11 protein-coding genes are annotated in these 12,452 nt (G+C 68.3%); 1 reads left to right on the forward strand and 10 read right to left on the reverse strand.

Annotation, left to right across the window (positions count from 1 at the left end):
- Positions 1-23 precede the first annotated feature (23 nt).
- From AruCF_RS16480 to ggt, 10 genes are all read right to left on the reverse strand, one after another.
- Positions 24-1,442 (reverse strand): DHA2 family efflux MFS transporter permease subunit, encoded by a 1,419-nt coding sequence (locus AruCF_RS16480; RefSeq protein WP_049074443.1) that lies wholly within the window; start codon positions 1,440-1,442, stop codon positions 24-26.
- 56 nt (positions 1,443-1,498) lie between these two features.
- A complete protein-coding gene (locus AruCF_RS16485) occupies positions 1,499-2,197 on the reverse strand; it encodes an SDR family oxidoreductase (RefSeq protein WP_049074446.1) in 699 nt (232 codons plus the stop codon).
- Between the two features lie 125 nt (positions 2,198-2,322).
- Positions 2,323-2,922 (reverse strand): TetR/AcrR family transcriptional regulator, encoded by a 600-nt coding sequence (locus tag AruCF_RS16490; RefSeq protein ID WP_049074448.1) that lies wholly within the window; start codon positions 2,920-2,922, stop codon positions 2,323-2,325.
- Between the two features lie 121 nt (positions 2,923-3,043).
- Positions 3,044-3,625: a hypothetical protein gene (locus AruCF_RS16495; protein WP_144419142.1), complete on the reverse strand. Its 582-nt coding sequence runs from the start codon at positions 3,623-3,625 to the stop codon at positions 3,044-3,046.
- A 31-nt stretch (positions 3,626-3,656) separates the two neighbouring features.
- Complete coding sequence (locus tag AruCF_RS16500) at positions 3,657-4,193, reverse strand: YaeQ family protein (RefSeq protein WP_049074453.1); 537 nt, start codon at positions 4,191-4,193, stop codon at positions 3,657-3,659.
- 125 nt (positions 4,194-4,318) lie between these two features.
- On the reverse strand, positions 4,319-6,178 hold the full coding sequence (locus tag AruCF_RS16505; protein WP_104010920.1) for a dipeptide ABC transporter ATP-binding protein: 1,860 nt from the start codon (positions 6,176-6,178) through the stop codon (positions 4,319-4,321).
- A 14-nt stretch (positions 6,179-6,192) separates the two neighbouring features.
- On the reverse strand, positions 6,193-7,071 hold the full coding sequence (nikC, locus tag AruCF_RS16510) for a nickel transporter permease (protein WP_049074457.1): 879 nt from the start codon (positions 7,069-7,071) through the stop codon (positions 6,193-6,195).
- A complete protein-coding gene (locus AruCF_RS16515) occupies positions 7,068-8,012 on the reverse strand; it encodes an ABC transporter permease (RefSeq protein ID WP_049074460.1) in 945 nt (314 codons plus the stop codon). Before AruCF_RS16515 ends, nikC begins: the two co-directional genes overlap by 4 nt.
- A 129-nt stretch (positions 8,013-8,141) precedes the next feature.
- Positions 8,142-9,656 (reverse strand): ABC transporter substrate-binding protein, encoded by a 1,515-nt coding sequence (locus AruCF_RS16520; protein WP_049074462.1) that lies wholly within the window; start codon positions 9,654-9,656, stop codon positions 8,142-8,144.
- A 60-nt stretch (positions 9,657-9,716) separates the two neighbouring features.
- The gene (ggt, locus tag AruCF_RS16525) at positions 9,717-11,345 is read right to left on the reverse strand and encodes a gamma-glutamyltransferase (protein ID WP_049074464.1); all 1,629 of its coding nucleotides are present in this window, start codon (positions 11,343-11,345) and stop codon (positions 9,717-9,719) included.
- A gap of 107 nt (positions 11,346-11,452) precedes the next feature.
- Between ggt and AruCF_RS16530 the strand changes: the two genes are divergently transcribed.
- A complete protein-coding gene (locus tag AruCF_RS16530) occupies positions 11,453-12,355 on the forward strand; it encodes a LysR family transcriptional regulator (protein WP_049074468.1) in 903 nt (300 codons plus the stop codon).
- Positions 12,356-12,452 lie beyond the last annotated feature (97 nt).

Below are 12,452 nucleotides of genomic sequence, written 5' to 3' on the forward strand. Positions count from 1 at the left end.
CCTCGTTCCCGCCACGCAGGCGCTTACGCATGCGCGGGGCGCGGCCGGGTGTCCACCGCCAGGCAGAGCAGGCCCGTCAACAGCGCCAGCCCGACATGGCCGATATACAGCGGATCAAAGTCCGCGTGACTCAGCGCCCCCTTGCCCAGCAACAGCACCGTCAACGCCACCCCCAGCACCGCGCCGATCTGGCGCGTGGCCTGGTTGACGGCGCTGCCCACCGCGTAGTGCTGCGGCGGCAGGCGGTTGACGGCGGCGCCGGCCAGCGACGGCAGCACCAGGCCCACGCCCAACCCGCTCAGGATCAAGCCGGGCAGCCAATGCGCCAGGTAGGCGGGCTCGGCGCCCGGCACCAGCAGGAACCACAGTCCGCTGGCGGCGTACACCAGCGAGCCGCCCACCAGGAACGGGCGATGGCCCAGGCGCGCCGCCAGCTTGCCGGTGATGATCGCGGTGGGCATCACCAGCAGCGGGCCCGGCGTCACGGCCAGGCCCGCGCGCGGCAGACTGTAGTGCCAGACGCCGGTCATGTAGAAGAAGAAGGCGAAGAACATCATCGCGAAGGCGATGCCGAAGCTGAGCGTGGCCAGGTTCACGTAGCGATAGGTGCGATGCTTGAACAGCGCCAGATCGACCAGCGGGTGCGGCGTGCTGCGGGCCCAGCCCACGAAGGCCGCCAGCGACACCAACCCCATGGCCGCCACCATCCACAATTCGCCACGGCTCCAGTGCGGCGATTCCGACTGCACGATGGCCAGCGCCACCGCGCCCACGCCCACCATCAGCAGCGCCATGCCGACGCCGTCGACGCGCCGCCGCGCTTCGGGCCGCACCGATTCCTTGAGGCGGCTGGCGCCGAACCAGAGCGACAACGCCCCCAGCGGCAGGTTGATGTAGAAGGCCCACGGCCAGCCGGCGGCATCGACCACGAACGCGCCCAGGCTGGGACCGACCGCCGCCGCCAGCGCGGCCACCGCGCCCCACAGGCTCACCGCCACGGAGCGCTGCGAGGCCGGAAATGCGGCAAGCACGATGGACAGCGAGGCCGGCGTCAGCAGCGCCGCGCCGATCGCCTGCGCCACGCGCGCCGCGATCAGCCAACCGACGCTGCCCGCCAGGCCGCAGGCAGCCGAGGCCGCCAGGAACAGCAGCACCCCGACCATGAACATGCGCTTGCGTCCATGCGTGTCGGCCAGACCGCCGGACGGGATCAGCATAGCGGCGTAGACCACCGTATAAGCGTTCAGCACCCAGGACATGTCGGCGGCCGAGGCCTGCGGAAAGCCGGCGCGCATGGCGCCGAACGCGGCGTAGAGCATGGTCGCGTCCAGGGAAACCAGGAACACGGCCACGCTGGCGATCCAGAAGATCGGCCAGGGAGATTGGGCCGCGAGCGGCGCGGCGGCGGCATGGGGAGCCGCGGAGGTGGCATTCGAATGCATGTCGATCGGACTCGCAAGTGTCGTCGGAAAGGTCGGGAAGGCGTGGCGTGCGCGGTTCATGCCTGCAGGTAGACGGGCGGCTGGGCCGACAGGCCCTGCTTGACCTGGCGCGTGGCGTCGTCGGCCAGCACTTCCTCGGCGCCGGCCTCGAGCGCGTCGAAGGCCTGGCGCACCACCGATTCAGGACTGCTCTTGGGCGCGTCCAGTCCCCGCGTCAGGTCGGTATCGACAAACCCCATGTGCAGGCCCAGCACCTGCGTGCCCTGCTCGCGCAGTTCGTGGCGCAGGCCGTTGGTCAGGGCCCAGGCGGCCGACTTGCTCATGCCGTACACGCCCAGCAGCGGCCGGTTGATCCAGCTGGCGATCGACAGCACGTTCAGCAGCGCCCCCCCTCCCTTGGCCGCGAGCACCGGCGCAAAGCCCTGTGCCACGCGCAGCGGGCCCAGCAGGTTGGTTTCCAGGTGGCGGCGCGCCGATTCGATGCTGTCGTCGGCCAGGAAGCCGCCGGTGGCGGCGATGCCGGCGTTGTTGATGACCAGTGTCACGTCCCTGGCCAGCGCGGCGGCGGCGGCCACGTCCCGGTCACTGGTGACGTCGAGCTGGATGGCCTGTACGCCCGGCAGCGTGACGCTGGCCGGATCGCGCACGCCGGCGTAGACCTTGCGGGCGCCGCGCGCCAGCGCCTCGCGGGCGAAGGCCAGGCCGATGCCGCGATTGGCGCCGGTGATGAGGACGGTGGCGTTCTTCAGTTGCATGATGTCTTTCCTTGGATGCTGCGTTCTGGCGGGGGGTCGGAAACACCGGCCGGTTATATAAATATGATGATCATCATATTAATGGGGTGAAGAAAGGCCGCGCGCGGCGGCCCGGAAAAAGGGGTTCAGTGGGCGGCTTGACGGCCCTCGCTGTCGTACTGGTCCAGGATGGACTGGCGCGCGGCCGCCAGCATGGCCCGGCCCTGCTCGTTGTCGCCGAGCGCACGGGCCAGTTGCATGGCGCCGACCAGGTTGCTGGTGATCGCCATCGCCGCGTGCGGGCCGGCGTCGGCCGGCAGCGCCTGCCGCACCACGCCGACCAGGCCGGTCACCCGACTGGCCGAGATGTCGCGGACCTCGGGCGACTGGCGCGGCATTTCCGACGCCAGCGCCGAAATCGGGCACCCGCTTTCGCAAGCCAGTAGATGGTTCTCGGACAGATAGCTCTCGACCAGGGCGCGCAGGGGGCTGGCCCCTTCGGCGCGGCGCCGCGCCATGCCCTGCGCCATGCGCGCCGCGCCATCCCGGCCGGCGCGTTCCATCGCCGCCACCAGCATGGCATCGCGGGACGGAAAATGCGCGTAGAAGCCGCCGTGCGTGAGCCCGGCCTCTTTCATGACGTCGGCCACGCCGACGCCGGCGTAACCGACCCGCCGGATCGCGCGCGCGGCCGCTTCCACGATGCGGTCGTGGGACATTTCTTTACGGGAAGCGGGGCCGGCCATGATCAGGCACTCCTAAATATGATGACCATAATATAAATCCACCCCGCGCGCTTTGCACGCTTTTTTTGTTGCGGCGCACGATTCCTCACGGAACGCGCGCCGGCGCGGCGGAAAAGCCCCCTCAGGGCGCGCTGAAGCTGTCCAGCACCTTGCGGAACGTCCCGGCCGTGCGGTCGAAGCCCTCCCGGGCGACGCCCGGGTGATAGGCTCCAGACGAGCACATGAGGGACCAGGTGTAGCCGTCCGCCAACCGCAGCCGCACCAGCGCCACCTGGCGGTCGTCCCCCTGGGTGAGGGCCAGCAGGGCCTGGTGCGCCGGCAGCCCGGCCAGGGTCGACACCCCGTTCTCGAGCACCTTCACCTGCTGGTCGGAATACATCATGCTCCAGGCGACTTCGGGCAGGACGGCATCCTGCTCGCCCAGCGGCGCCGGGGGATCGATGGTGCGCAGCGAGACCGAACACGTCTGGTTGTCGGCCGCGGTGGCGCCAGGCTTGGCGATCATGATCATTTCCTGGCCAGCCTGAGCCGGCCCCTGCAGCAGTTCCCACCCCGCCGGGACCAGCACCTTCTGTCCGCCGGCGAACACGTGCATGCGGTCCGTGGCGGCCGTGGCCGGCTCCTCGGCGGGCGCCGCGACCGCCTGCAGCGAAAATACCATCAGCGGCAATGCCGCCCATGCCAATGCTCGGGTCTTCCTCATCCCTACGCCTCCAGGAAAGGGCCTGGCGGTATCAGCGCCAGACTTCGGGTTCGATGCTGACTTCGCCCTTGTCGGCCGAGAAATACACCACGCCGTCCGAGATGTTGGCGTTCAGCTGCATGGTGCGTTCGGCCAGATTGGCGAGCGCGCGTGTCTGCTCGGACGGCAGATTGATGACCTTCAGGTTGCGGGTGCGTTCCAGCTTGTTGCGCACGCCGTCCCACCAGATCCTGCTGGCGGAGCCGCCATAGCAGTAGACGATGACCTGCTCGGCGCGGCCGCAGGCGCGCAGGATACGGCGCTCCTCGGGCTGCCCGACCTCGATCCACAGGGTGATGGCGCCAGTCAGGTCCTTGACCCACAGGTCCGGTTCGTCGGTGTCGCTCAGCCCCTTGGTGAAGGACAGCTCTTCCTGGGCCTGCAGCGCGTAGGCCACCAGGCGCACCATCATGCGCTCGTCGGTTTCGGAGGGATGGCGGGCGACCGTCAGCGCGTGGCTGCCGTAGTAGTGCCGATCGGTGTCGGCCACGTTGAGGTCGGCCTTGTAGATAGTGGCGCGCAGGGCCATGGCGAGAAAATCCGTTGAATGGGGCGAATGACTGAAGGCCGCCATGATACCGCCTGTGGCGCGGCCGGCCCGCGCGGGCCGCGGCGAGGGCCCGCCGCTTTGCCGGCGGGCGCCCGCGCCACGGCTCAGTACACGCCGACGGAATGGCGCGCGACGTAGTGCCCTTCCCCAACCCGCACCAGCGGCTCCACGAGGGGATCGTCGCCCAGCTTGCGCATCGGGCTGGGGATTTCGTCGACCAGCAGCGAGCGCTCGCGATGGCGGCGCTGCGGATCGGCGATCGGGACCGCCGCCATCAGCTTCTTGGTGTAGGGATGCTGCGGGTTCTCGAAGATGGCGCGGCGCGGGCCGATCTCGACGATCTGCCCCAGATACATCACCGCCACGCGGTGGCTGACGCGCTCGACCACCGCCATGTCGTGCGAGATGAACAGGAACGACACGCCCAGCTCGCGCTGCAGGTCCAGCAGCAGGTTGACGATCTGCGCCTGGATCGACACGTCCAGGGCCGAGACCGATTCGTCGGCGATCACCACCTTGGGGTTCAGCGCCAGGGCGCGCGCGATGCAGATGCGCTGGCGCTGGCCGCCCGAGAATTCATGCGGATAGCGGTCGATCATCTCTGGCGCGAGGCCGCACTTGTCCATCAGCCAGCGCACCCGCTCCTGCGCCGCCGCGCCGCTGGCCACGCGGTGGATCAGCAGCGGTTCCATGATGGAATAGCCGACCGTCATGCGCGGGTCGAGCGAGGCGAACGGATCCTGGAAGATGAACTGGATGTGGCGGCGCAGCGTCTGCATGGCGCTGCCGCGCAGCGCGCCGATGTTCTGGCCGTCGAACTCGATCGTGCCGCTCTTGCTCTTGACCAGTTGCAGCAGCGAACGGCCGGTGGTGGTCTTGCCGCAGCCGGATTCGCCCACCAGCGACAGGGTCTCGCCGGGATACAGGTCGAAGCTGACTTTCTCGACGGCGTGCACGCGCTTTTGCACCCGGCCGAAGATGCCGCCGGTGATGTCGAAGCTGGTGGTCAGGTCGCGCACCTTCAGCACCGGGCCGTTGTCGCGGCGCACGGTGGACGGCTGCGCCACCGGGGCGGCCGCCGGCTCGGCCTGGCGCGCGGCTTCCTCGACCTTGAGCAGCGGGAACGGCGCCGGTTCGTCGGTGCCATGCATGGCGCCCAGGCGCGGCACGGCCGACAGCAAGGCGCGGGTGTAGGCATGTTGCGGCCGCGCGAAGACGTCGTCGGAACCGCCCTCCTCGACCTTGTCGCCGCGATACATCACCAGCACCCGGTCGGCCACTTCGGCCACCACGCCCATGTCATGGGTGATGAAGATCACGCCCATGTCCATTTCTTCCTGCAACTGGCGGATCAGTTGCAGGATCTGGGCCTGGATGGTGACGTCCAGCGCCGTGGTGGGTTCGTCGGCGATCAGCAGTTGCGGCTTGCAGGACAGCGCCATGGCGATCATGACGCGCTGGCGCATGCCGCCGGACAGCTGGTGCGGATAGCGGTCGAGGATGGCGCGGGCCTCGGGGATGCGCACCCGCTCCAGCATGCGCAGCGTTTCCGCGCGCGCCGCGGCCGCGTCCAGCCCCTGGTGCAGTTGCAGCGCCTCGGCTATCTGGTTGCCGGCCGTGAAGCTGGGGTTGAGCGAGGTCATCGGCTCCTGGAAGATCATGGCCACGTCGGCGCCGCGCACGCGCTGCAGCGTGCTGTCGGGCGCATTGACCAGGTCCAGCACGTCGCCGTTGCGCCGGCGCAGCAGCATGCCGCCGTTGACGATGCGGCCGCCGCCGTACTCCACCAGGCGCATCAGCGCCAGCGAGGTGACCGATTTGCCCGAGCCGGACTCGCCCACGATCGCCAGGGTTTCGCCGCGGTCGACGTGGAATGACACGTTGCGCACCGCTTCGACGACGCGCTCGGGGGTTTTGAAGCGCACGGTCAGGTCGTTGACCTGGACGACGCGTTTGGGATCCATGGTTGCCATGATGATTACTTGTCCTGACGGGGATCCAGCGCGTCGCGCAGCCCGTCGCCCAGCAGATTGAAGCCCAGCACCACCAGGAAAATGGCCGATCCGGGGAAGATCGACATCCAGGGCGCCTGGGTCATGAAGTTCTTGGCGGTGTTCAGCATCGAGCCCCACGATGGGTTCGGCGGCTGCAGGCCCAGGCCCAGGAACGACAGGCTGGCCTCGGCGATGATGGCCGTGGCGATGGTGATCGTGGCCTGCACGATCAGCGGCGGCATGACGTTCGGGAACACGTGGCGGCAGATGATGCGCAGGTCCGAGGCGCCCAGCGCGCGGGCGCTCTGCACGTAGTCCTCGTTCTTGACGGCCAGCACCTGCCCGCGCGTGAGCCGGATGAACTTGGGCGCGGCCGATACGCCGATGGCGATCATGGCGTTGGTCAGGCTGGGCCCGAGGAAGGCGGCCAGCGCGATGGCCAGGATCAGGAACGGGATCGCCAGCAGCGCCTCGGTGGCGCGCGAGATGCAGCTATCGGTCCAGCCGCCGAAGTAGCCGGCGGCCAGGCCGAACGGCACGCCCACCACCAGCGCGATCAGCACCGACACCAGGCCGGCCATGAGCGAGGCGCGGGCGCCGTAGACCATGCGGCTGAAGATGTCGCGGCCGAGTTCATCGGTGCCCAGCCAGTAGGACGCCGACGGCGCCTTGCGGATGGTGGTGAAGCTGGTCTGGAACGGGTCGTGGTTGGCGATCAGCGGCGCCACCAGGGCCACCAGCACGAAGAACAGCACGATGCCCAGGCCCAGCATGGCGACGTGGTTGCGTTTGAACTTGGCCCAGGCGCGGTTGCGGGCGCGGGGCGGCGTGACGGCGGCGGCCGTTGCGGGAAGTGCGCTCATGCGTGCCTCAGACGGGGATTGACCAGGATGTACAGGATGTCGGCCAGCAGGTTCATCAGGATGAAGCCCACCGCCACGCAAAGCACCACGCCCTGCACCACCGCGTAGTCACGCGTGAAAACGGCATCGACCACCAGCTTGCCGAAGCCGGGGATGGTGAAGACCTGCTCGGTCAGCACCGCGCCGGCCATCAGTTCCCCGAACAGCAGCGTCACCAGCGTGACGATCGGCATCAGGGCGTTGCGCAGCGCGTGGCGCAGCACCACGCGGCGCGGCGACACGCCCTTGGCGCGCGCGGTGCGCACGTAATCGGCGGACAATGCCTCCAGCATGGCCGAGCGGGTGTGGCGCATCAGGTAGGCGGCGATGGCGGTGGACAGCACCAGCGCCGGCATCAGCATGGTCTTGATGGACAGCCAGAAGTCCTCGCTGGGCGACACGTAGCCCGAGGCCGGCAGCAGCTTCCACTGCACCGACACCACCATGATCAGGATGATGCCGAGCCAGAAATTGGGGATCGACATGCCGGACAGCGCCGCGATGTTGGCGCCCATCTCGACCGGCTTGCCCTTGCGCACTGCCGCGACGATGCCCATGGGGATGCCGATCAGCAGCGCGAAGAACATCGCCATGGCGGCCAGCTGCAAGGTCACGGGCAGCTTCTGCCCGATCAGGGTGGTCACCGGCACGTCGGTGCGCAGCGACTTGCCCAGGTCGCCCTGCACCACCTGGGTGGCCCAGGCGACGTACTGCACCGGCAGCGGGTCGTTGAGGCGGTATTTTTCGCGCAGATAGTCCAGCACGGCCGGGTCGCGCTCTTCGCCGGCCATGGTCAGCACCGCGTCACCGGGCAGGATTTTCTGCAGCATGAAGACGATCATCGACACCAGTATCAGGGTCGGTATCGCGACGATCACGCGGCGCAAGATGAGTTTGAGCATGAGGGAAAACCGTAGAACGAAAGCGGCGGACGGGGCCGGCCCGTCAGGGCACGGCGCGCGGCCGCCGCGGGAAACGACCGGCCGCGTTCAAGCGGCCGGCGGGCGCGGCGGCGAACCGCCGCGCCCGGATCACTTCTGCGCGAACGTCACGCCCTTCAGGCGGATCATGCCGTCCGGGTACGGCACGAAGCCCTTGACCTTCTTGGCCAGCGCGAACGGCCACGGCTGGTAGTAGTTGTACACGCCGGGCAGTTCGTCCTGGATGATCGTCTGCGCCTGGTCGTAGATGGCGCGGCGCTTGGTTTCATCGGGCACCGTGCGGGCCTCGTTGAGCAGCTTGTCGACGTCCGGGTTGCAATAGTGGCCGTCGTTCAGCGCGCCCTTGCAGGTCACGAAGCTATGGATGTTGCCATCCGGATCGACCCGTCCCGACCAGCCCAGCATCACCACCTGGAAATTGCCGCCGGCCGATTCTTTCTGCAGCGCGGCGTACTCGGTGGGCCGCAGCGACAGGTCGAAGCCGGCCTCGGAGGCCATGGCCTGCACCATCTCGGCCACCGACGAGGTGGTGGTGTTGTTGCCGAACATGACCTCGGCCTTGACGCGGTCGAAGCCGGCCTGCTTGAGCAGCGCGCGGGCCTTGGCCACGTCGCGCTTGGTCACCGGGAACTTGTCGCTGTGGTAGGGACTGGCGGGCGGGAACGGCTGCTGCGCCGGTTCGAAGATGCCGCCGCCGGCCACTTCGTTGATGGCGTTGCGGTCGATGGCCAGCTGGAACGCCTGGCGCACCAGCTTGTTCTTGAACGGGTTGTCCTCGGCGCGCTTGCCGTTGGCCACGTTGAACATGAACTGCTGGAAGCCCAGGCCGGCCACCGGCGCGAAGGTCAGGCTGGCGTCGCTCTTGACCTGCGCCGCGTCCGACGGGTTCAGGCGCTCGAGCAGGTCCAGGTCGCCGGCGCGCAGGTTCGACAGGCGCACGGTGGTGTCCGGAATCGGCAGGAAGGTGATGCGCTTGAAGGCGTAGTCCTTGGCGTCGTAGTACTGGTCGAATTTCTCCAGCACGACGCGGTCGTTCTGGATGCGCTCGACGAACTTGTACGGACCCGAGCAGATCGGCTTGCGGCCGACCGCGGCCACGTCGGCGTCGGCGAACGACTTGGGCGACAGCATCATGCCGGCGCGGTCGGACAACTGCGCCAGCAGCGTGGCGTCGGGCTGCTTGAGGGTCAGCACCAGCGTGCTGGCGTCGGGCGCCTCGACCTTCTCGACCGAGGCCAGCTCGCCCTTGCGCAGGCTGTCGGGCAGCGTCATGGCGCGTTCCAGGTTGGCCTTGGCGGCGGCGGCGTCGAACTTGCTGCCGTCATGGAACAGCGCGTCTTCGCGCAGCTTGAAGGTCAGCACCTTGTTGTCCGGGCTGAACGACCACGAGGTGGCCAGTTGCGGCACGAAGTGCAGCTTGGGATCGATGTCCACCAGCTTGTCGCACAGCGAGGTGAAGACGATGCGGCCGACGTAGGTGCGGGCGCGGTGCGGGTCCAGCACGTCCGGATCTTCCTGCAGGCCGATGCGGATGTTCTGCGCGCAGGCGGCGCCGGCGGCCAGCGCCAGCACGCTGGCGCCGAAGGTCATGGTAAAGCGTTTCATTGTGTTTGTTCCCCTTGTGGCTGCAATGCCGGGTTGCGATGCCCGGCGGCAAGGCGCGTGTCAGAAGCCCACGGCCTGGCCGTCACGGCGGCTGTCGCTGGCGGCGACGTAGCCGAGCTCGTTGTCGCTTTCGGACATGCGCCAGATGAATTGGCCGGCGCCGAAATCCATGTACGGATCGTCCACGGATTTCAAAGCATGCCCGAGGTCTTTCAGGCCCGCAATAGTGGAAGCCTTCATATTGGTCTCGATATCCAGCGTGAAATCGCGGTTGACCTTCCAGCGCGGGGCGCAGCAGGCGGCTTGCGGGTTCTGGTGGTAGTCGACCATGCGGATCACGGTCTGCAGGTGGCCCTGCGGCTGCATGTCGCCGCCCATCACGCCGAAGCTCATGACCGGCTTGCCGCCGCGCGTCAGGAAACCCGGGATGATGGTGTGGAACGGCCGCTTGCCGCCCTCGACCACGTTGGCCGACTTGGGATCCATCGAGAAGCCGACGCCGCGGTTCTGCAGGCTGATGCCGGTGCCCGGCACGACCACGCCCGAGCCGAAGCCCATGTAGTTGGACTGGATGAACGAGATCATCATGCCGTTCTCGTCGGCGGCGGTCAGGTAGATGGTGCCGCCGGCGGCCGGACGGCCGGCGCTGAAATGGGTGGCGCCGTCCAGGCGGATCAGCTTGGCGCGGCTGTCCAGGTAGTCGTCCGACAGCATCTGCTCGGGCGTGACTTCCATCGAGCGCGGGTCGGCCACGTACTTGTAGAGGTCGGCGAAGGCCAGCTTCATGGCCTCGATCTGCACGTGCTGCGACTGCACCGAGTCGACCGGCAGGTCGGCGATGTTGAAGCGCTCGACGATGCCCAGCGCGATCAGCGCGGCGATGCCCTGCCCGTTCGGCGGGATCTCGTGCAACTCGTAGCCGCGATAGGACCGCGAGATCGGCTTGACCCACTCCGGCCGATAGCCGCGCAGGTCTTCCAGCGTCATGGCGGCGCCGCATTCCTGGCTGAAGGCGGCGATGCGCTCGGCCAGCTCGCCTTCGTAGAAATCGCGGCCCTTCGAGGCGGCGATGCGGCGCAGCGTGTGGGCCGCGTCCGGAAAGCGGAAGTGCTCGCCGACCTTGGGCGCGCGGCCCTCGGGCATGAAGGCCTGGGCATAGCCCGGCTGGCTGCTCAGTTCATTGGCGGCGGCGGCCCACTTGTGCGCCACCACCGGCGGCACGGCGTAGCCGCGCTCGGCGATCTCGATGGCCGGCTCGAACAGTTGCTCGAACGGCAGCTTGCCGAGCTTTTCGTGCAGCGCGGACCAGCCGGCCACCACGCCCGGCACCGTGACCGCGTCCCAGCCGCGCTTGGGCTGGATCGCCAGGCCGTCGGCGCCGACGCCGTACTTGCGCTTGAAATACTCGACATTCCAGGCGGCCGGGGCCACGCCGGAGGAATTCAGGCCATGCAGTTCCTTGCCGTCCCAGACGATGGCGAAGCAGTCGCCGCCCAGGCCGCAGGAGACCGGCTCGACCAGCACGATGGTGGCGGCCGCGGCGATGGCGGCGTCAACCGCGTTGCCGCCCTTGAGCAGCATGCGCAGGCCGGCCTGGGCCGCGAGCGGGTGCGAGGTGGACACCACGTTGCGCGCGAACAGCGGGATGCGGATGGAGGGATACGGATTGACCCAGTCAAAGGATTTCATGGCGCCTGTCTCACATATAGGTAAGCAGGCGAAGGTACTCCCGTGATCTAATTAAATCAATTTGATTTTTTGTTCGGTCATGAAAGAAATTTTTGTGAATTAACCCCATGAGCACGATCCGTTTCCTGCGCACTTTCCTGGCCGTCGCCCACCATGGCTCGTTTTCCGAGGCGGCCGAGCAGGTGGCCCTGACACAGGCCGCCGTCAGCTTCCAGATGCGCTCGCTGGAGGCGGAATTGGGGCGCGAGCTGTTCGACCGCAGCGGCCGGCTGGCCATCCTGAATGCGGCGGGCCGGGAATTGCTGCCGGAAATCAAGCACTTGCTGGATTTATACGACCGCATGCGACTGCCGCGCACCGTGCCGGGCGAACTGGCGGGGTCGGTCTCGGTGGGCAGCATCGTGTCCTGCATGGGCACCCTGTCCAAGGTGGTGTCGGGCATGAAGAAGTCGCACCCCAGGCTGGACGTGCGCATCCTGTCGGGCAAGGCCAGCGAACTGGCCGGCAAGGTCGAGGACGGCGAACTGGACGCGGCCTTCCTGGTGGAGGCCGGCCGCAAGATGGCCAGCACCCGCTGGACCCCGCTCTATGAAGAACCGCTGGTGGTGATCGCCCCGCCCTCGGCCGCCGGGCGCGACGCGCGCCAGGTGCTGGCCGGCAACCCCTTCCTGCGCTTTGACCGCACCCAGCGCACCGGCCTGCAGATCGACCGCCTGCTGCGGCGCCTGGCGGTGCCGCTGGATGAATTCCTGGAACTGAACGCGATCGAGACTCTGATCGAACTGGTGCGCCAGGAGGTCGGGGTGACGCTGCTGCCGCTGATCAACGGCTCGAACTGGCGCGACAGCCCGCAACTGCGCATCCTGCCCCTGCCCGACGACCTGGGGCCGTCGGCGCGCGCCATCGGCATGCTGGAGCGGCGCGAACACGCCCGCCAGGGCATCACCGCGGCCATCTGCGAAGCCTGCGCCGCGGCCTTCCGGGCGCGCGACGCGCAGGCGGCGGCGTAGACCCGCCACGAATGGCAATGCCCCGCGCCCTCTCCCCGGGGGCGGGAGCGGCACGGGGCGTCGCATCGGGCCCGGCCGTGGCCGGCCGCGCCCGCGC

It is taken from the genome of Achromobacter ruhlandii, assembly GCF_002082135.1.
GTDB classification, from domain to species: domain Bacteria; phylum Pseudomonadota; class Gammaproteobacteria; order Burkholderiales; family Burkholderiaceae_B; genus Achromobacter; species Achromobacter ruhlandii.

Bases quoted from the DNA above. Each gene is read 5' to 3' on its own strand.
- AruCF_RS16480 (WP_049074443.1), bottom strand. From the start codon at position 1,442: ATGCATTCGAATGCCACCTCCGCGGCTCCCCATGCCGCCGCCGCGCCG.
- AruCF_RS16485 (WP_049074446.1), bottom strand. From the start codon at position 2,197: ATGCAACTGAAGAACGCCACCGTCCTCATCACCGGCGCCAATCGCGGC.
- AruCF_RS16490 (WP_049074448.1), bottom strand. From the start codon at position 2,922: ATGGCCGGCCCCGCTTCCCGTAAAGAAATGTCCCACGACCGCATCGTG.
- AruCF_RS16495 (WP_144419142.1), bottom strand. From the start codon at position 3,625: ATGAGGAAGACCCGAGCATTGGCATGGGCGGCATTGCCGCTGATGGTA.
- AruCF_RS16500 (WP_049074453.1), bottom strand. From the start codon at position 4,193: ATGGCCCTGCGCGCCACTATCTACAAGGCCGACCTCAACGTGGCCGAC.
- AruCF_RS16505 (WP_104010920.1), bottom strand. From the start codon at position 6,178: ATGGATCCCAAACGCGTCGTCCAGGTCAACGACCTGACCGTGCGCTTC.
- nikC (WP_049074457.1), bottom strand. From the start codon at position 7,071: ATGAGCGCACTTCCCGCAACGGCCGCCGCCGTCACGCCGCCCCGCGCC.
- AruCF_RS16515 (WP_049074460.1), bottom strand. From the start codon at position 8,012: ATGCTCAAACTCATCTTGCGCCGCGTGATCGTCGCGATACCGACCCTG.
- AruCF_RS16520 (WP_049074462.1), bottom strand. From the start codon at position 9,656: ATGAAACGCTTTACCATGACCTTCGGCGCCAGCGTGCTGGCGCTGGCC.
- ggt (WP_049074464.1), bottom strand. From the start codon at position 11,345: ATGAAATCCTTTGACTGGGTCAATCCGTATCCCTCCATCCGCATCCCG.
- AruCF_RS16530 (WP_049074468.1), top strand. From the start codon at position 11,453: ATGAGCACGATCCGTTTCCTGCGCACTTTCCTGGCCGTCGCCCACCAT.